Source organism: Uliginosibacterium paludis (genome assembly GCF_039631355.1).
Classification (GTDB): Bacteria; Pseudomonadota; Gammaproteobacteria; order Burkholderiales; family Rhodocyclaceae; genus Uliginosibacterium; species Uliginosibacterium paludis.
This window is the reverse complement of sequence record NZ_JBDIVF010000001.1, coordinates 461,638-479,924: the sequence shown is the minus strand read 5'-3', so window position 1 is coordinate 479,924 and position 18,287 is coordinate 461,638. Positions and strand designations below refer to the sequence as shown.

Below are 18,287 nucleotides of genomic sequence, written 5' to 3'. Positions count from 1 at the left end.
GGATTCTGCCGGGCGGCTTTCACGGTCGCGGCGCTTCAGGGAGAATGCGCCACTCTTCAACACGCCAAGGGGCATCGTCATGAAAATCGCCAAGGACACGGCCGTGACCGTGAGCATGAAAGTCAGCGACAGCAAGGGGCTCATCGTCGACGATGGCAAGCGCCCGGTGTCCTATCTGCATGGCGGTTACGACAACATCTTCGCCAAACTCGAAGAAGCGCTGGAAGGGCAGGAAGCCGGCTTCCAGACCACGCTGGCGCTCGGCGTGGAAGACTGCTTCGGTGCCTACGACGAGGCGCTGCTGCAGACCATGCCGAAGGCCGAGTTCCCCCCGGGGGTGAAGGTGGGCGGCCAGATCCAGCGCCTAGATCACAAGGGTGAGCCGCGCTATTTCTTCGTGACCAAGATCAAGGGGCCGGTGGTGATGCTGGATGGCAACCATCCCCTCGCAGGCAAGGCCTTAAACTTCACCCTGAAGGTGCTGGATGTGCGTGCTGCGACGGCCGAGGAAATCGCCCACCAGCATGTGCATGGCGAGCACGGTCACCATCATTGATCTGCCCCGGGCGCGGTGATCGCCGCGCCGGTCATGGAGGGTTCGCATGTTCCTGAGCTCGCGCGCGCTGTGCCTGTCTGTCGTCCTGATGCCCCTGCTGGTGGGGGCGCCGGCGCGGGCGACTACCGAACATGCCTATACCGCGGAGGCGGGGCTGGTCCGCGTGGACCGGCGCAATGCGGATTTCGACACCCGTCTCGCGGTGGTCGGGCCGGTACCCGCCGCGGGCGCCCGCATCACCCAGGTCAGCTATCGCTGGCGTTACGAGAATCCCCAGCCGGGCATGAGCGTGATGCTCTGTCAGGAGCGGGGGCGCTGCATCGACGTGACCGACGCGGGCGAGCGCCGTACTGCAGCCTTTGCCGGCAGCGACCCCTCCCGCCCCTTCTATTTCCGGACCCGTGTTGGCGGCAAGGGCGGCATGCTGCCGCTGCTCGGCCACTCGGCACAGATCATCGTCAACTGGACCGAATAGTCGCGTGCAGCATGCGGCGGCTCAGCGCGCCGCGCGGGCGTGATCGAAGGCCAGCCGGGCGCCGCGGGCGTCGTCGCTGAACACGCCATCCACCCCTGCTGCCAGATAGGCCCGGATTTCCGTTTCCATGTCGCCCCGCTCGGTGAGGGAGGCCGCGTCGCCGCGCCGCAGCTCCACCGGCAGGAAGGGGTTTTCGGGGCGCAGCGTCCAGATGTGGATGCCCAGCCCGGCTGCGTGAGCATCCTTCACGAAGCGTGTCGGCTGACCCATGCGGTTGTCGGCCGTGCGGGGAATCACGATTTCCTTGTAGGGGCCCACTGCGTCGGCATAGCGGGCGATTTCGCGCAGGCCGTCCGCCGTGGCGAGATCACCGTAGCTGCGCGGATCATTGCTCACGATGAAGTCCCACGGCTTGTTGCGCGGCGTGCCGTTGGCTGCGGGCTTGTTGGCCGGGTTGTCGAGCAGTTGCACCAGCGGCAGATCGGTCAGGCTGCGCAGGTACTTGAGATTGCCGACTTCGAAGCTCTGGATGAACACCGCGGCCTGCTTGCCGTGATAGCCGGCGGCATGCAGCGTGGCGACGAGTTTCTCCTCCAGCGGCAGGCCGATGCCGCGGAAGTAGCTCGGATGCTTGGTTTCGGGATAGATCGCGATCAGCCGGCCGGTCTGTTTCTCGTGGCGCTTCACCAGATCGATGACCTCGTCGAGCGTGGGTACCGGGGACTGGCCGTCATAGGCCATGTTCTCCGGTCGGTTGGCGGGAATGCGCTCGCGGGCGCGCAGCGTGCGCAGCTCGGCCAGCGTGAAATCCTCGGTGAACCAGCCTTCGACCGGAATGCCGTCGATCTGCTTGGTGGTCTTGCGGCTGGCGAACTCCGGATGGTCGGCCACGTTGGTGGTACCGCCGATCTCGTTTTCATGGCGGGCGACCAGCACGCCGTCTTTCGTGGACACCAGGTCGGGCTCGATCACGTCGGCCCCCATCTCGATCGCCAGCCGGTAGGCGGCCAGGGTGTGTTCGGGGCGCCAGGCGCTCGCGCCACGGTGGGCGATCACCAGCGGCTGGGCGTCGGCGCTGCGGCCCACGCGCGGTGTATTGCCGGCGCAGCCGGCGAGGCTCAGGGACATGATGAGCACGGCAGGAGTGAGGATGCGGAGCATGGTAATCCTTTGTGTTGTGCGGTGTCCGGCAGGCTGGGCGGCCGGATGCGGGAGTCTATGCCGTCTGCATTTCAGCGATATGGCAGCGAGGCCTGGCGTGCCCGGGCGTGTCCGAGTGTGTCCTCAGGGATCGCTTGCGGCTGTGCCGGGCCGGCCTGCCGTTAAGATGAAGGCTTCTCAAGCCCGGGAAGTCAGTCGATGCGTCTGCCCTTCTTCTTCCGCCTGTTGCTGCTCTCCATCGTTCTGCTGACCGGCATGCCGGCCGTGCGGGCCGAGGACGCCAGCGCGCCGGCCGCCACGGCCACGGCGCAGGATCTCGTATTCATGAACCGCAGCGTAATCCGGTTCCGGACGCCGCTGCTCGGTGCCACGCCCGAGCAGCGGGCCGAGCGGGGGCGGCAGAATGTGGGCGAAATCCTGGCGCGGCGGGAGGCTGACCAGGTCGAGCTCAAGGCTGATCCGGCCGGGCGGATCGTGATGATCGGCGGCCGCATGGCCTTTTTCATCGCCAATGAGGATGTCGACCGGCTCTCCGGCGAGAGCCTCGATGCGCTGAGTCAGACGGTGGTCGAGCGGCTCGAGCGTGCGATCCGCGAGATGCATGAAGCGCGTGACGGGCAGGCCCTGATCCAGGATGCGCTGCTCGCGCTGGGCGAAACCGTGCTGCTGGTGCTCGCGGTGCTGGGGGTCATCCGTCTGCGGCAGATGCTGGCGCGCCGCTTGCTCCGCACGGTGGCCGAGCAGGCCGGACGCCTGCGTCTGGCGGGGATGGCGCTTGTCCGGCGTGACCGCCTGCAGCACGCCATGCGCTGGTTGCTGGGCGGCGCGAGCTGGGCGCTCTGTGCGGTCTTTGCCTACACCTGGCTGTCCGCGGTGCTCGCGCGCTTTCCCTACACGCGGGTGTGGGGCGAGCAGCTCAACGATTTTCTGCTGGGGGTGTTGCTGCGGATGGTGACCGGCATGCTCGGCGCCATTCCCAATCTGCTCATCGTCGCGCTGATGTTCTTTGTGGCGCGAGCCGCGACCGGCATGCTGAGCCCGCTCTTCGAACGGGTCGAGCGCGGGCAGGCGACAGCGGGCTGGCTCGACCGCGATACCGCCGGCCCCACCCGCAAGCTGGTCACGCTGCTGATCTGGATCTTCGCGGTGGTGATGGCCTATCCCTACCTGCCCGGTGCGCAGACCGAGGCGTTCAAGGGCATGTCGGTGCTGCTGGGGCTGATGATTTCGCTGGGCGCTTCCAGCGTGGTCGGGCAGGCGGCGAGCGGATTGATCCTGATGTATTCGCGCACCATCCGCCGCGGCGAGTATGTGCGTATCGGCGAGCATGAAGGCACGGTCATGGAGCTGGGCCTCTTCACCACGCGATTGCGCACCGGGCGCGGCGCCGAGATCACGCTGCCCAACAGCCTGATCGTGGGCACGGCGACGCAGAACCAGTCGCGCGGCGTCGAGGGGGCCGGCTTCCTGATCGATACGACGGTCACCATCGGCTACGACACGCCCTGGCGTCAGGTGGAGGCGATGCTGGTCGAGGCGGCTGGCCGGACGGCGGGCGTTCGCATGTCGCCCCCGCCGCGGGTCTATCAGCTCGCGCTGTCGGACTTCTATCCGGAATACTGTCTCGTCTGTCATGCGGTGCCCGCGACACCTCAATCGCGTGCCGATGTCATGAGCCAGCTGCATGCGCACATTCAGGACGTGTTCAATCAGTACGGCGTGCAGATCATGTCGCCGCACTACATGGCTGACCCTGCCGAGCCCAAGCGGGTCAGTCCGGAAGCCGCAAGGCCGGCGCCGGTGCGGCCCGATGCCGCCTGATACGCTTTGTTGCAGTCCCGCGCGGGCAGGGCCCGCGCAGCGGGCGTGGGGCGGAAGAGGGCGCGAGAGCAAGGATTGCGCGGCGCGTTGATGCTGATGGCATCGTCGGAATCTCAAAGCGACGGCGCGGCGGGCTTTTCAAGGCAACACACCGAAACAATGCCCGGCTCGCCGGCTGGAATAATCAGGCTGTCGATATTGCCGCACCTTCGTGTGCGGATCGGGAGCCCATTCCATGTTCAGCCCGAAAGAATTTTTCCGGACCTGCCTGCTTCTGGCCTGCGCGGGCCTGCTTGCGCCGGCGGCCCAGGCTGCGACGCGTGTCATCGACGTGCAGTTCGCGCGGGGCGAATCCGGTGCGGTGAGCCGCGGAACGGTCAGTGGCAGCGACTATGTCGATTACCGGGTGCGCGCCCGCGCCGGCCAGCCGATCACGGTGCGGCTCCGGTCCGACAATGAAGGTGCGTTCTTCAATCTGCTCCAGGCCGGGCGCGAGCAGGCGCTGTTCGTCGGATCGAGCTCCGGTCGCTATCTTGCCGGCACGCTGCCCGCAGACAGCATCTACAGCATCCGGGTCTATCTGGTCCGAAGCGCTGCGCGGCGCAACGAGAAGGCCAGCTTCGCACTCGAGGTCAGCGTGGGGGCTGCCGCCACGGCACCGCGTGTTCACCGCAGCCGCTTCTCGCGCCCGATGGAATACCAGGGTACGGGGGTGGGCGCGAGTCTGGATGAGGGCGTGCTGCAACGCAGATCCGCAGGTCTGGCTTTCGAGGGGCGCGTGCTGTCATCCGTGCCGGCAGAAGGCATGCGGCCAGAGCGCTGAGCGCGCCCGAGCTTGCTCCGCGCCGGATCAGGCTCCGCTCGCCGGCAGTACCGGGTTCAGTCCACGAGCTGCGGGCCCGCGTGGCCCAGCAGGTCGAAGAAACTGTCCAGCAGGGTCGGGTCGAACTTGGTGCCGGACTCCGAGCGCATCACTTCCACGATCTCTTCATGCCGACGCGGCTGCTGATAGGGCCGGGTGATCGCCATCGCGTCGTAGCTGTCGCTGATCGAGATGATGCGCGAGCAGAGCGGAATGGCATCGCCCCGGAGGCCGTCGGGGTAGCCTGCGCCGTCCCAGCGCTCATGATGGTGGCGAACGATGCTGGCGGCTTCGCAGGCGCCGTCGACACCGATGGCGCGGACGATCTCCTCGCCGATCTCGGCATGCCGGCGCATGGCGCTCCATTCCTCATCATCGAGCTTGCCTGGCTTGGTCAGTATGGCATCAGGCACGCCGATCTTGCCGACGTCATGCAGGGCGGCGCCGATGCGCAGGATGCCGAGATCGGGCCGGGCCAGACCACAGGCGCGGCCGAGCTCATCGGCCAGCAGGCTGACGCGTTCGGAGTGAATCAGGGTGGTTTCGTCGCGATGGCCCAGCACCGTCGCGAGAACGAAGGAATGTCGGAAGAGCAGATCGGTAATGGCGTCGTGCTCGATGGGCTTGGGCACTGTCATGAAGCTACTCGCAGTGGGAGCGCCGGGAACGCGCTCCTTGCCTGCCAATCTACCAGCCTCGCGCCATGCTCCAAGCATTTTTACATGGCATGCGTGGAATCCGTCGCGCGGAGGCTGATATGTTTTAAGGTCAGAGCAGCCCGGTCAGCAACGGTGCGGCGATCACCATCAGCACGCCGGCCACGATCATCGTGATGCTGGCAATCACGCCTTCATCCGAACTGCGGCTGTGCGCCGTGGCCGTGCCGGCCGCGTGGGCCCCTGCGCCGAAAAGCGCGCCCTTGGCCATGGCGGTGCGGACCGGCAGGAAGGCCAGCAGCCACTCGCCGACGATCATGCCGCAGACGCCGGTCACGACCACGAAGATCGCGGCCAGATCCGCCGCACCGCCCAGCTCGGGGGCCGCGATCATCGCGAAGGGTGTGCTGATCGAGCGCACCGCCAGGCTGCGCTCCAGAGCTTCCGGCAGATGCATGAGGCGCGAGAGCAGCACCGAGGACAGCACCGCCACGCTCATGCCCACGATCACGCCCACGGTCAGGGGCAGCCAGTGACGGCGGATGGTGTCGCGGAAATCGAAGATCGGAATCGCGAAGGCGATGGTGGCCGGCCCCAGCATCCAGCTCAGCCAGTGGCTGCGCGAAGCGTAGGCGGAATAGGGGATGTGGGCGCAGAGCAGCACCGCGATCAGGATCATCGGCACCACGATGACGGGGGCGAGCCACTGGCGGCGGAAGCGCTGATGAACCCGCTTGACCGCGAAGTAGAGCGCAATGGTGATCAGCAGCCACAGGGTAGCCATCAGTCCGTTCATGATTGTTTTCCTTCACGCTTGCGTGCAAGGCGATCCTGCAGGCGCCAGGTGGCGTCTACCGCCAGTGCGGTGCTGGCCATCACGCACACCGTGCTGCCGAGAATCACCACCATGATGGCCAGACCGTTGTGCGCGATCAGATCGGGGTACTGGATGATCGCGATCACGGCCGGCACGAAGAAGAGCAGCATCTCGCTGATCAGCCAGCCTGCGCCGTGGGCCAGCCAGTCACGGCGGATCACGCGCAGTGCCAGGAGCAGCAGCACGCTGGCCATGCCGAGCAGGCTGCTGGGAATCTGCGGCAGATAGTGCCGCGACACGAAGTCGGCACTGAGCCAGATCAGGGCCAGCAGCGTGACCTGGGAGGCGACCAGCAGCGGCTTGCGCAGGCGTTCGGTGAAGGGCATGGCGACGGTGTTCATGGAAGGTTTTCCGGGGGAATGCGTTTTTATGCAATGAGTCTAGTCAGCGCTGCTGCATAATGAAAATGAATTATTGGAATTGAATCCATGCTGTGGGGGAATGATGGAGCTGAAGGTGCTCAAGGCCTTTACCGAGGTGGTGCGGCTGGGGGGATTCACCCGTGCAGCCGAGGCGCTGTGCCTGACCCAGCCCGCGGTCAGCAAGATGGTGCGGGCGCTGGAAGACGAGCTCGGCACGCCGCTTCTGCTGCGCGAGGGGCGCAGCATCCGGCTCACCGATGCCGGCCGGGTGGTGCATGAGCAGGGCCTGGCGGTGCTGGCGGCCACCGAGCGTCTGCATGGTGAGCTCGAGGCTGTCGGCCAGCTCGTGCGCGGTCAGCTGCGCATGGGGCTGCCCCCGATGGTGGGCGGTGCGTTTTTCGCGCCGGTGGTGGGCGCTTTCCGCGAACGCCATCCCGGTGTGGAGCTGATTCTGACCGAGGACGGCGCACGCGACCTGGAGCGCGGCGTGGCCAATGGCGAACAGGAGCTGGCGGTGACCGTGCTGCCCTGTGCCATCGAAAACCTCGCCACGCTGGAATTTTCGAGCGAGGACTTGTGCCTGCTCGCTCCGGCCGGATCGGTCTGGGGCACGCGGGAGTCGATTGCCATCGGCGAGCTGCGCGACGAAGCGCTGATCCTCTTCAACACCGGCTTTGCGCTAGCCGACCGGATTGCCGCGGCCTGCCGCGAAGCCGGTTTCGCGCCGCGCGTCGCGGCACGCAGCGGGCAGTGGGATTTCATCGCCGAACTTGTTTCGGCCCGGCTGGGGCTCGCGCTGCTGCCGCGCCGCCTGTGTGAGCGACTCGATCCGGCCCGTTTTGTCTGGACGCCGCTGCTGCGACCGCGGATTCCCTGGCGGCTGGCCATCATCTGGCGCCGCGAGGCCTATCTTTCCCACGCCGCGCGGGCTTTCCTCGCGCAGGCGCGCGAGAGCTTCGGTCTGGACGGGGATCCGCCCACCGCTGCCTGAGTGCGGCGTGGAAGGCGGCCCGGTTCTTGCCGCGCGCATCGTTTGCGATCTGTTACGGCGGCCTCAATTGAATTGACCTCCGTTGATCCGGCGCTAGAGTGAAGCCATTCGGGCGCGCTTGCCATGCACGAGCCAGTGCGGGATTCTTGCGCCGCATTTCCAGTCCAGCGCAGCTGTACCCCCATACTCATAAAAGGAGTTCCATCGATGTTCAAGAAAACCGTTTCGCTTGCCGTGGCCACCGTCTTCACCCTGAGTACCCTTTCCGGCTGTGCCAGCCTGGCCGACAGCAAGGCCGGCAGCACCGGTGCCGGCGCAGGGGCTGGCGCCCTGCTTGGCGCCGCCATCTCGAAGGGCACGGGCGGCCGTCATACGGCGCGTGACGCAGCGATCGGCGCCGCGGTCGGCGCCCTGGGCGGCTATCTGTGGTCTTCCCACATGCAGAAGCAGAAGGCCGAAATGGAAGCGGCTGCCGCCGGCACCGGCATCGAAGTGACCCAGACGGCTGACAACCAGCTCAAGCTCGAAGTGCCGAGCGATGTCTCCTTCGACACCAACCGCGCCGACATCAAGCCCAACCTCGCTCCGGTGCTCGACCGCTTCGCCCAGACGCTCAACGCCAACACCGCAACCACCGTGCGCGTGATCGGTCATACCGACAGCCGCGGCTCGGACGCCATCAACAATCCGCTGTCGGTCAATCGTGCCGCCAGCGTGCGCGAGTACCTCTCGGCACGCGGCGTTCAGGCTTCGCGCATCTCGATCGATGGCCGCGGTTCGCGTGAGCCGATTGCCGACAACAACTCCGACGCCGGCCGCGCCCGCAATCGCCGCGTCGAGATCTTCGTGGCCGAAGCCGCACCCGGCGGCAACAGCGCAGCCCCGGCGGGCAACGGCTACTGAGCGCGATCGCACTGCCGCCTGAAGAAGCCCGCGCAAGCGGGCTTTTTTGCATTTCGGGCCGGATCATGGAACCCTGCAACGGTGTCCATCCCGGGGAGTCCCTTTCATGCATGAAGATTCCGGCAGCAGAGCAGGCAACACGGACTGGCAGGCGCTGCAGGTCGCCAATTTCAACACGTTGAATCTGGCCCGCGCCGGGCATGCCTTCTATCCGAACGAAGAGGGCTATGACGAACATGAGTACGCCCGCAAGGTGGCCTGGCTCGGCGAGCAGATCCGGCGCCTGAATGCCGACGTGGCCTGTTTCGAGGAGGTGTGGGACACCTCCGCGCTGCACGACGCTGCCCTGGCCTCAGGCCTGCATTACCCGGTGGTGATCGCGCCCGGGGCCGAAAACGGCGCCGAGGGCACGCCCCGTGTCGGGCTTGTCACCCGCTTTGATCTGGTCGAGGTGACTTCGCTTGCGGCGTTTCCGCCGGGCATGAGCCTGCAGGTGCCCGAGCTGGGAGAGTACGGCCACTTCGAGCGCCCGGTGCTGCACGCGAAGCTGCGCACGCATGGCGGCACGACCTTCGATCTGCTGGTGGTCCATCTCAAGAGCAAGCGCCCCAAGTTCCTGCTCGACGCGGCAGGCCATGCGCTGGAGGACCGCAATGACCCGGCGGTGGTGGCGCGCGCCACGCTGCGTTCGCTGATCATGCGTGGCGCCGAAGCCGCCGCCTTGCGTGCCACGGTCAGCAGCATCCTGGCCGGCACCCATACGCCGCTGGTGCTGGTTGGCGACCTCAACGACCAGCCGCATTCGGTGACCAGCCAGATCATCGCCGCCACTTCCGAAGTGGTGTTTGACCGCAGTGCGCGTGATACCGCGCTCTGGCACGCCTATGACGTGCAGACCGGCAGCAGCCTGCGCCGCGATGTGGCCTACAGCCATGTGCATCAGGGCTCGCCGGAAATTCTCGACCAGATCTGGGTGTCGGAAGAGTTCGTGGCCGGCAGCCGCTTTGCCGTGGGCGATGTGCGTCGTGTGGACTACTTCAACGACCATCTCAACGAGGGGCGCGACCGCACGCGCTCTGATCACGGCTTCGTGCGTGCCGTCCTGCGCCTGCGCAGCCAGAGCGCACGACGCGATCCGGCCGCCGAACCCGCCCGGGGCTTCTGAGCCGGGCCGCGCTCAGCGGTCCTGCAGCGCGAGGCGGATGCCGAAGCCGATCAGCGCCAGGCCCGCGAGCCGGGCCGCCCCCTGACGCAGGCCGGGCAGGTGACGCAGACGCCGGGCGACCGCGTTGCCGCCCAGCACCAGCAGGCTCTGCCAGATCAGGCTCAGCAGGCTCACATGCAGCATCATGACCGCGAGCGTCATGCCGCTGGAATGCTCCGTCATGAACAGCGGGAAGAAGGCCATGAAAAACATGATTGCCTTCGGGTTCGTCATGCAGACCAGGAAGCCTTCACGGAAAAATGCCCAGCCGGATTGCTGGCGGGCTTCCGCCTGATCCGCGTGGCCTGCGCCCGCAAACAGCAGCCGTGCGCCGAGCCAGCACAGCCAGGCAATGCCCAGCCACTGCAGCGCCGCGAGGATCTGGGGATGCGCGCCGAGCAGGGCGGCCAGCCCCAGGGTGGCCGCCAGCATGAAGAGCAGGTCGCCGGCGAGCGTGCCGGCAACGGCTCCCATGCCGGCGGAGACGCCTGCACGTGCGGTGACCTTGAGGATGGTCAGCGTGCCCGGACCGGGAATCAGCTGGAAAATCAGGATCGCAAGCAGGAAGCCTGCGTAGTGATGAATGCCGGACATCGTCTTGCCTCCCGTGTCGCGGGCACCCGGATGCGCCCGCCAGCAGGCAGTGTAGCGCCGGCGTGGATCAGATGGCGCTCTTGCGCTTGCTGTTGTTCTTGCGGCTCTGGGCCGGCGCGAGTTCGGAGGCGCGCGCGGCGGCGTTCCGCGCCGAAGCCTCGCTGGCGGCTTCGGCCTGCTCCTGCAGCGCGATGGCATCGAGTGCGCGCTCGATTTGGGTGACGATTTCCTGCGCGGTCGCGCCATCGACCAGGAAGAAATTCTTGCGCGCCACCACGTCGACGCGTGTGAGCGTGGGCGAGAGGGGCTGCATTTCCATGGTGATCTCGAGGCCGCTGACGCGTGCCTTGGTGACCTGGCCCCGCTCGATGGTCGCGACTTCGCTGACTTCCAGCTGCATCTTGCGCGAAGCCAGGCGGGCCGCGTCATCGACGCGCGTCAGCGGTGCGCTGAAGGTGCGGCTGGCCTGACCATTGACCTGGTGCGTGATGCCGGCACCGGCGCCGGCGCCGGCCAGACTCACCGCCACGGCCGCACAACCGCCGAGCAGGCCCGGCAGCAGCAGGCAGGCTGCCAGCAAGAGGCTTCGGGATATCTGGACGCAGCGGGCGAGGATCGGCATGGCAAGGACTCCGGGTGACGAGGGAGACTTGCAGGGCGCGTGCCATTCCGCCGCTTTCGGCGTCCGCGCTGACAGATGTGCGGGCTACGATTACGAGCGGTCGGATCCGCACCGCCGGGCGCCTGGCGCACCGTTTCCGGCGCCGCCGGCGCGGCGGCAGAGTGCCGGAAATTGTCAGTTTGCCGGGCGGACTGCGTCAGCCTGGCGCAGGCCTCAGCCGGGGCGCACCTGATTGACCAGGGGTTCGCCGCGCGCGAACGCGCCCGCGTTGCCCAGCGTGGTCTCGGCGATGGCACGCAGGGCCTCCAGGGTCAGGAAGCCCTGGTGGGAGGTGATCAGCACATTGGGGAAGATCATCAGCCGGGCGAGCTGGTCGTCTTGCAGCGGGCGGTCGGAGAGGTCATGGAAGAACACGCCTTCCTCCATCTCGTATACGTCCAGCCCCACACCGCCGACCTGGCCGCTCTTGAGCGCCTCGATCAGGGCCGCGGTGTCGATCAGGCCACCGCGGCTGGTGTTGATCAGCACCATGCCCCGCCGGGTTTTCGCGAGCGCGGCCGCATCGATGATGTGGTGGCTCTCTTCGGTCAGCGGCAGGTGCAGCGACACGATGTCCGCTTCGCTCAGCACGCGATCCAGGCTCGCATATTCGAACCCGACCGACTCGGCGATGGCCGGGTTCTGCCAGGGGTCGTAGGCCAGCAGGCGGCAGCCGAAGCCGCGCGCGATGCGCATCGCGGCCTGGCCGATGCGGCCCGCGCCCAGCGCGCCGAAGGTCTTGCCGTGCAGCGTGAAGCCTTCTAGATTGTCGAGCGAGAAATTCTGTTCCCGCACCCGGTTGTAGGCGCGATGCGTCTTGCGGACCAGGGTGAGGAGCAGCGCGAAGGCGTGCTCGGCGACGGCCTCGGGCGAATAGGCCGGCACCCGCGCGACCGCGATGCCGGCCTGCTCGGCCGCTGCGAGGTCGATGCCGTTGAAGCCTGAGGCGCGCAGCACCACCAGCCTCACGCCGAGCTGCGCGAGCCGGGCCATCACCGGCGCGGTCAGGCGGCAGTTGACGAAGGGACAGACCGCGTCGAAACCGGCGGCCAGCTCGACGGTCTTGTCGTGCAGGCGTTCCTCGAAAAACTCGAGAACATGTTCGCCGCGGCTGTTGGCGGCCGTCAGGGCGTTCTCGTCGTAGGCATGAGTGTCGAACACCGCAATGCGCATGGCGTACTCCTTTGCATGAGGGGAACCCGGATGCCGGACCCGGGGGATCCAGTATGCACCGGTGCGCCGCCATCGTGGCACATGCTCCCCGCATGCCCCCGGCATGCGGCGGGGCCCGCCGGCGGCAAGGACGGCGTCCCGCCGCCTTCGTGCTTACTTCACGAAGCTCTCCGCGATCGGCCGGCGCAGCCGGATGAGCCAGAGCGTGGTCGGCTCCCCGTTCGGCACGACGCTCAGCTCACCGTCGTTGTCGAGCCGGCCGTCGCGCACGGTATAGGCCGAGGCCTTTTCGCCCTTGCTGCCGCTTACTTTGGTGCTGAGTCCGAAGTCGTTGTCATTGATGACCGCGAAGCCGCCCGGGATCAGCGCCAGCCCTTCGGATTTCTCGGCTGTCCAGCCCAGCTCGCGCAGATCCACCAGCGGGCGGGGGCGCAGCATCCTGACGCCGGCGAGCTCGCCTGCGGTGGCGTATTCCAGCGGCTTGCCGGCCGGGGTGTTGAGCGCGCTGATGTCGTCGGCAGCGGCGATGTCGATCAGATAGATCGCGTTGCGCATGCCTTTGCGGCCCATGCCCTGATCGATCACCGCAAAACGGGTGTCGTCGATGGCGACGATGTCGCCGAGCTTTTCATCCCCGGCCCGGGCGAAGTGATCGAAATCCACCGGCCAGGCGAACTGGCGCGTCGCGCCGGTGGCCGGATCGAGCTCCAGGAGGCGGATGAAGCGGGCGCTGTTGCGCGTCTTGCCGTCCACATCCAGCGTCGATTGCACCGCGGCATAGAGCCTGCCTGAAGGCGTGATGGCCAGCCCCTCGAAGCCGCGATTGGGCTGGCGTGAGGCGAGGATCGCCGGCAGGCCCTTGCCCGGCGCGTACTGGCGCAGCACATTGCCCCGGGCGTCGGCTTCGGTCAGGAAGGGGCCGTATTCGTCGACGATCCAGAAGTGGCCGGCGCGGTCGGTGCGCAGGCTTTCCGGGTCGATGCCGACGGCGCTGAAAGGCAGCGGGCGGAGCCGGTCGTCCAGCGCGATTTCGCCGGTCGAGCCGGTCTGGCCGGGCTTGAGCGGCAGGCCGGAGGCGGGTGTGCCGCCGTAGTTGAGCGGAATGCTGCGCACGACTTCAGCCTGCTGGCCCGGGCGAACCCGGATTTCCGCGATGCGCGGCACGAAGTCGGGCGCCAGGAAAACCTTGCTGGCCTGCCGCCGGCCATGCACGTCCACATCCGGCGAGTCGCCATTCGGGCCGCGGTCGCCGATGCCCCAGAAAAGCAGGCTGCCGTCGGCTTCCGTCTTGTTGAAGCTCAGGCCCGAGCCCGGCGCATAGGGCAGGCTGCCACCGAAGGCGGAAGCAAACTTCCCGGTGTAGGGCAGGCGTTCGCGAGCCGGCAGGCGGACTTCATAGCGATCGACGCTGGCGACCACCGGATGGGTGAGGGGCACATGCTCGAAAGCCTTGCCCTGCAAGGGGTCGAGCGCATCAGGGGCGCGGGGTGACAGTGCGCAGCCGGCCAGGGCGGCAAGGGTCGCCAGGCCAAGCAGGCGCAGCGGCGGGGGCAGGTGAGACATCGGCGGACTCCATTCAAACCCTGCAGACTGGCGTCCGCAGATGACAGGCGTGTGACCCGGAGGCATGCAGTCTAGCGCCGGCACAGCATGGGTTGTATTTCGCCGCTTTGCGAAATATGATTCGCTGACTGACGAATTAAATGCCGCCATGCCCGAACTCACCCCCGCCGACATCGACGAGATCCTCAAGGCGCTTGCCCATCCGCAGCGCCGGCAGATCCTGGTCTGGCTCAAGACCCCCGCAGAGGCCTTTCCCACGCACCAGCATCCTTTCGATGCGGGGGTCTGTGCCGGCAAGATCCATGAGAAGTCCGGCCTCTCGGCTTCGACCATGTCCGGCCACCTGGCCGTGCTGCAGCGTGCGGGCCTGGTCAGCACGCAGAAGATCGGCCAATGGATCTACTACTCGCGCAACGAGTCGTTGATCGCGCTCTTCAAGCGCGAGATGCCTGATGTTTTCTGAACCCCGGATTTCCCAACCCCTGCAACGAAGGACGCACTCATGAGCATTCTGTTCGAACCGATCCGCGTCGGCGGCCTGACCTGGCCCAACCGCATCGTCATGGCCCCGCTGACCCGTTGCCGCGCCAGTGCCGGCCGCGTGCCCAACCCCCTGATGGCGAAGTACTACGCCGAGCGCGCCAGCGCCGGGCTGATCCTCTCCGAAGCCACCTCGGTCACGCCGATGGGCGTGGGCTACCCTGATACCCCGGGCATCTGGTCCGACGAGCAGGTGGAAGGCTGGAAGCTCGTGACCCGTGCCGTGCATGCCGCGGGCGGCCGCATCTACATGCAGCTGTGGCATGTGGGCCGGATTTCCGACCCCGAATTCCTCGGCGGCGAACTGCCGGTGGCGCCCAGCGCGATTGCTGCCGAAGGCCATGTCAGCCTGCTGCGCCCGATGCGCAACTATGTGGTGCCGCGCGCACTGGAAACCGGCGAGATTCCCGGCATCGTCGAGGCCTATCGCAAGGGCGCCGAAAACGCGAAGCGTGCCGGGTTTGACGGCGTGGAGATCCACGGTGCCAACGGCTATCTGCTCGACCAGTTCCTGCAGGACAGCACCAATCGCCGCACCGACGCCTACGGTGGCAGTCTGGAAAACCGCCTGCGCCTGCCCCTCGAAGTGACCGATGCGGTGATCGGCGTCTGGGGTGCGGAGAACGTCGGCTATCACATCGCGCCGCGTTGTGATTCCCACACCATGGGTGACAGCGATCCGCTCGCCACCTTTACCGCGCTGGCGCGCGAACTGGGCCGGCGCGGCGTCGCTTTCCTGTTCGCCCGCGAATCGCAGGATGCGCCGCGCATCGGGCCGGCCATCAAGGCCGCATTCGGTGGCGTCTACATCGCCAACCAGGGGCTCACGCGCGACATCGCCGAGGCCCTGATCGAAGCGGGCGAAGCGGATGCGGTGTCCTTCGGCAAGGACTTCATCGCCACGCCTGACCTGCCGCTGCGCCTGCTGCATCGCGAAGCCTTCAATGCCCAGCGGCCGGAGAGCTTCTACGGCTACGGCCAGGCGGACCAGACCGTGGGCTATACCGACTACCCGCGTCTCTGAGCGGGCTCCGGGCTTCCCGGCCGGGTCGCGTCAGCCGGGCCGGGGCAGCCCGCGTCAGCAGGCGAACTGCCGCACGGTGCTCTTGAGCTGCAACGCGCTCTCGGCCAGGGAGCGCGCCGAAGCCTGCACCGACCGGGCGACGCCGTGGTTTTCTTCAGTCATCTGGGACACGGATTCGAGTCGTCTGGAGATGTCCTGACTCGCGTTTTTCTGCTCGACCAGCGCATGGGAAATCTCGGTGATCATCCGGCCTAGTGCCCCGGCTTCCTCTTCGATGTGGCTGATCGCTTCGCAGGCCGTGCCAGCCCGTCCGGCACCGGATGCGGCCAGCCGGTTGGCTTCCTCGATGCTTGCGCGGGTAGATTGGCCGGCTGCCTGGATCGCGGTGATGACCTCGGCAATTTCGCCGGTGGAGCGGGCCGTGCGCTCGGCAAGCTTGCGCACCTCGTCGGCCACCACCGCAAAGCCGCGTCCCTGCTCGCCGGCGCGCGCCGCCTCGATGGCTGCATTGAGCGCGAGCAGATTGGTCTGGTCGGCCACTTCCCGGATCACCATCAGGACTGAGGCGATCTGCTCGCTCTGCGCGCTGAGCTGAGCCATGGTGCTGGCGGAGGTCGTGACCGTCCGGGCGATCCGGTCCACATCGCCCGCCGTGTTGCGCACTGCGGTGACGGCCGAGGAGGCGTGCCCGAGGGATTGCGCCGCGCTCCGGCTCGCGCCGCTCGAGTGGCCTGAAATCAGCTCGATGCTGGCCGCCATTTCTTCCATTGCGGCGGCAATCGCCGACGACGCTTCAGACTGGACGCCCGCACTGGTGCTGACCAGATCTGCCGCTCGCTGGAGTTCGTCTGCCGCGGCAGAGACATGCACCGAGCTCTCGTCGATCTTGCCGATCAGCCGGCGCAGCGCGTCCTGCATGCTGCTCATGGCGGCCATCACGCTGTCCCGGTCACCGGCGCTCACCGGAACAGGCTCCCTCAGGTTGCCGGCCGCAATCCGCCCGGCAATGCGGGCCACGTCGCCCGGCTCGCCGCCCAGCGTGCGGGTGAGGTTGCGGATGATGGCCAGGGCGAGGCTTGTTCCGAGCCCCAGGGCCAGCAGCATGATCACGAGATCTTCCCGGGTTTCGTTCGTGAAGGCTTCATGGGCTTCGTTGAACGCTTCCCTCGCTCCTTCCTGCTGCAGCTTGGCCAGTGCCTTCAGCCCTTCGTTGACCGGATCGATGATCGGGTAGAGCGTCTCAGCAATGAAAGCCTGCAGCGCCGGGCGGTCTTCCTGGCGCACGATCAGGCGCAGACGGGCCAGTGCTTCCTCGGCCTGCTCGAGATCATGCTGGACGCCTTCGGCGAGACGGCGCTCGTCGCCCTCGGTGAGGCTGCGAGAGAAGGCCTCCCAGTTGGTTTTCATCGTGCTCTCGGCGTTTTCCAGGCGCTTCTGGCCGTCGGCCCAGCTCATCGAGCCGTCGGCGAGCTTGTGGGCCGTTTCGCTGGTGGCAATGATGCCGGCTTCCCGGATGCGCATCAGCTCGATCAGGCCCTGGATGCGAACGTCGTTTGTCTGCCGGAAGTGCGCCAGCATGTCCTGACCGGTCCGGTAACCGAGAAAACCGATCAGCAGGGCGGCGGCCAGCAGGCCGGCGCAGAGGAGGATGAGCTTCTGGGCAAGCGTGAGGCCTGGTTTCATCGTTCTCTCCGTTCGGTCAAATGACAGGCCGGATCCGGCCTTGTCAGCGCTTAACGGAGACCCGCATGCAGGCTGAAGCCCTGTATCACAATCTTGCGATTGCCGCCGCCGGCAGGTGCAGCCGCAGGCGAGAAAAAGCCCGCCGGGCAGGGGCCGGGCGGGCTTGGGGCCGAAGTGCTGCCGCGCTCAGATGCGGGCGGTCATCAGCTTCACGATCAGGTCACGCGTGGCCGGGTCGTTCATGAAGGGGCGGTAGATGGTGGAGACGCGCGAGAGCAGGATGCTGCTGTCGCCATAGTCGAGGAACTTCACGCCTTCCTTCTCCAGGCGGGTGCGGGCCTTGGCCAGGCGCTCGGTCCAGAGGTCGCGGTCGAATTTCGAGGATTCGCTGCCGGCCTTGAGCAGGGCAACACGTTGCGGCTCTGACAGGCTGTTCCACCAGGCCTTGGACACGACCAGTGCCTCGAACTGCACGATATGGTTGTTGCCGACGTAGTAGTAGGGCGCGCGCTTGTAGTGGCCTTCGCTCTCGTAGGACATCAGGTCGTTTTCGGCCGCATCGATCTTGTGGGACTCGAAGGAGCTGTTTACGTCCTTGTAGGGCAGTTGCAGCGGCGTGCCGCCCAGCGAGGTGATCAGATCGGACAAGTCCTTCCGGGCCGGAATCCGGATCTTCACATCCTTCATCGCGCCCACCGAGCCGAGCTTGGTCTGGGAGTAGATGGCGCGGGCACCGCCGTCATACCAGCCCAGGTGCACCAGGCCGGCCGCGTCGAGCTTGCGGGCCATGTCCTGACCCAGCTGGCCTTCGAGCAGGCCGAACATCTGGCGGGTGTTGCGCAGGATGAAGGGCAGGCGCATCACGTTGGCCATCGGATCGATCCGGCCGACCATGCTGCCGGAGATGACGGCCACCTTGATGTCGCCCTTGCGGATGCGTTCGAGGAACTTGCCCTGATCCTTGCCGTCGTCGATCGGCACATACTTCGGTGCTTCGGCGCCGGTCGTGGCCTGAACGCGTTCGATGAAGCTGGCCAGGGCGACGGTCGTCGGATGGCCTTCGGGCTGGGGCGTGTAGGCCACCAGCGGGGCTGCCTTCAGGGGAAGGCTGGCAAGGAGGGCCAGGGCAATGAAAAAGCTGCGCATGTTCGCTGTATCCGGGTAGAAGACAATTGACTAAC

The 18,287-nt window shown here is 66.8% G+C and carries 19 protein-coding genes; 9 read left to right on the top strand and 10 right to left on the bottom strand.

Features of this window, described 5'->3' with window-relative positions; translation table 11 throughout:
• The first annotated feature begins 79 nt into the window (after positions 1-79).
• Both ABDB87_RS02250 and ABDB87_RS02245 read left to right on the top strand, forming a co-directional pair.
• Entirely contained in the window at positions 80-556 is a 477-nt protein-coding gene (locus tag ABDB87_RS02250; protein WP_345923725.1) for an FKBP-type peptidyl-prolyl cis-trans isomerase, read from the top strand.
• A gap of 46 nt (positions 557-602) precedes the next feature.
• Positions 603-1,031 carry a flagellar protein FlhE gene (locus ABDB87_RS02245; protein WP_345923723.1) on the top strand — a complete coding sequence of 143 codons (429 nt, stop codon included), beginning with the start codon at positions 603-605 and terminating at the stop codon, positions 1,029-1,031.
• A gap of 21 nt (positions 1,032-1,052) precedes the next feature.
• Here ABDB87_RS02245 and ABDB87_RS02240 read toward each other — a convergent pair whose 3' ends face one another.
• Entirely contained in the window at positions 1,053-2,192 is a 1,140-nt protein-coding gene (locus ABDB87_RS02240) for a glycerophosphodiester phosphodiesterase (protein ID WP_345923721.1), read from the bottom strand.
• 198 nt (positions 2,193-2,390) lie between these two features.
• Between ABDB87_RS02240 and ABDB87_RS02235 the strand changes: the two genes are divergently transcribed.
• The gene (locus ABDB87_RS02235) at positions 2,391-4,013 is read left to right on the top strand and encodes a mechanosensitive ion channel family protein (RefSeq protein WP_345923719.1); all 1,623 of its coding nucleotides are present in this window, start codon (positions 2,391-2,393) and stop codon (positions 4,011-4,013) included.
• Between the two features lie 235 nt (positions 4,014-4,248).
• On the top strand, positions 4,249-4,836 hold the full coding sequence (locus tag ABDB87_RS02230) for a hypothetical protein (RefSeq protein WP_345923717.1): 588 nt from the start codon (positions 4,249-4,251) through the stop codon (positions 4,834-4,836).
• A gap of 56 nt (positions 4,837-4,892) precedes the next feature.
• Here the strand turns inward: ABDB87_RS02230 and ABDB87_RS02225 are convergent, their stop codons facing one another.
• The 3 genes from ABDB87_RS02225 to ABDB87_RS02215 all read right to left on the bottom strand — a co-directional run bounded on the left by ABDB87_RS02225 (position 4,893) and on the right by ABDB87_RS02215 (position 6,749).
• Positions 4,893-5,513, bottom strand: coding sequence for an HD-GYP domain-containing protein (locus ABDB87_RS02225; protein ID WP_345923715.1), 621 nt, complete (start codon positions 5,511-5,513; stop codon positions 4,893-4,895).
• A 130-nt stretch (positions 5,514-5,643) separates the two neighbouring features.
• The gene (locus tag ABDB87_RS02220) at positions 5,644-6,327 is read right to left on the bottom strand and encodes an LrgB family protein (RefSeq protein WP_345923713.1); all 684 of its coding nucleotides are present in this window, start codon (positions 6,325-6,327) and stop codon (positions 5,644-5,646) included.
• Positions 6,324-6,749 carry a CidA/LrgA family protein gene (locus tag ABDB87_RS02215; RefSeq protein ID WP_345923712.1) on the bottom strand — a complete coding sequence of 142 codons (426 nt, stop codon included), beginning with the start codon at positions 6,747-6,749 and terminating at the stop codon, positions 6,324-6,326. Before ABDB87_RS02215 ends, ABDB87_RS02220 begins: the two co-directional genes overlap by 4 nt.
• A 100-nt stretch (positions 6,750-6,849) precedes the next feature.
• Between ABDB87_RS02215 and ABDB87_RS02210 the strand changes: the two genes are divergently transcribed.
• The 3 genes from ABDB87_RS02210 (at position 6,850) to ABDB87_RS02200 (ending at position 9,829) form a co-directional block, all read left to right on the top strand.
• Complete coding sequence (locus ABDB87_RS02210) at positions 6,850-7,761, top strand: LysR family transcriptional regulator (protein ID WP_345923711.1); 912 nt, start codon at positions 6,850-6,852, stop codon at positions 7,759-7,761.
• Positions 7,762-7,968: 207 nt separating this feature from the next.
• Positions 7,969-8,664: a YiaD family glycine zipper/OmpA-like lipoprotein gene (locus tag ABDB87_RS02205; RefSeq protein ID WP_345923709.1), complete on the top strand. Its 696-nt coding sequence runs from the start codon at positions 7,969-7,971 to the stop codon at positions 8,662-8,664.
• Between the two features lie 106 nt (positions 8,665-8,770).
• Entirely contained in the window at positions 8,771-9,829 is a 1,059-nt protein-coding gene (locus tag ABDB87_RS02200) for an endonuclease/exonuclease/phosphatase family protein (RefSeq protein ID WP_345923707.1), read from the top strand.
• A 12-nt stretch (positions 9,830-9,841) separates the two neighbouring features.
• On the opposite strand, the gene ABDB87_RS02195 is transcribed toward ABDB87_RS02200, so the two are convergent.
• From ABDB87_RS02195 to ABDB87_RS02180, 4 genes are all read right to left on the bottom strand, one after another.
• Entirely contained in the window at positions 9,842-10,462 is a 621-nt protein-coding gene (locus ABDB87_RS02195; RefSeq protein WP_345923705.1) for a LysE family translocator, read from the bottom strand.
• Positions 10,463-10,529: 67 nt separating this feature from the next.
• Positions 10,530-11,084 (bottom strand): DUF3568 family protein, encoded by a 555-nt coding sequence (locus ABDB87_RS02190; RefSeq protein ID WP_345923703.1) that lies wholly within the window; start codon positions 11,082-11,084, stop codon positions 10,530-10,532.
• A gap of 213 nt (positions 11,085-11,297) precedes the next feature.
• On the bottom strand, positions 11,298-12,296 hold the full coding sequence (locus tag ABDB87_RS02185; RefSeq protein WP_345923701.1) for a 2-hydroxyacid dehydrogenase: 999 nt from the start codon (positions 12,294-12,296) through the stop codon (positions 11,298-11,300).
• A 153-nt stretch (positions 12,297-12,449) separates the two neighbouring features.
• Positions 12,450-13,859, bottom strand: a complete 1,410-nt coding sequence (locus ABDB87_RS02180; protein ID WP_345923699.1) for an esterase-like activity of phytase family protein — start codon at positions 13,857-13,859, stop codon at positions 12,450-12,452.
• A 148-nt stretch (positions 13,860-14,007) separates the two neighbouring features.
• On the opposite strand from ABDB87_RS02180, the gene ABDB87_RS02175 reads away from it, so the two are divergent.
• Both ABDB87_RS02175 and ABDB87_RS02170 read left to right on the top strand, forming a co-directional pair.
• Positions 14,008-14,322 carry an ArsR/SmtB family transcription factor gene (locus tag ABDB87_RS02175; RefSeq protein ID WP_345923697.1) on the top strand — a complete coding sequence of 105 codons (315 nt, stop codon included), beginning with the start codon at positions 14,008-14,010 and terminating at the stop codon, positions 14,320-14,322.
• Between the two features lie 39 nt (positions 14,323-14,361).
• A complete protein-coding gene (locus tag ABDB87_RS02170; RefSeq protein WP_345923695.1) occupies positions 14,362-15,423 on the top strand; it encodes an alkene reductase in 1,062 nt (353 codons plus the stop codon).
• Between the two features lie 54 nt (positions 15,424-15,477).
• Here ABDB87_RS02170 and ABDB87_RS02165 read toward each other — a convergent pair whose 3' ends face one another.
• Together ABDB87_RS02165 and dctP are read right to left on the bottom strand one after the other, a co-directional pair.
• Positions 15,478-17,106, bottom strand: a complete 1,629-nt coding sequence (locus ABDB87_RS02165) for a methyl-accepting chemotaxis protein (RefSeq protein ID WP_345923693.1) — start codon at positions 17,104-17,106, stop codon at positions 15,478-15,480.
• Positions 17,107-17,292: 186 nt separating this feature from the next.
• Complete coding sequence (gene dctP / locus ABDB87_RS02160; protein WP_345923691.1) at positions 17,293-18,252, bottom strand: TRAP transporter substrate-binding protein DctP; 960 nt, start codon at positions 18,250-18,252, stop codon at positions 17,293-17,295.
• Positions 18,253-18,287 lie beyond the last annotated feature (35 nt).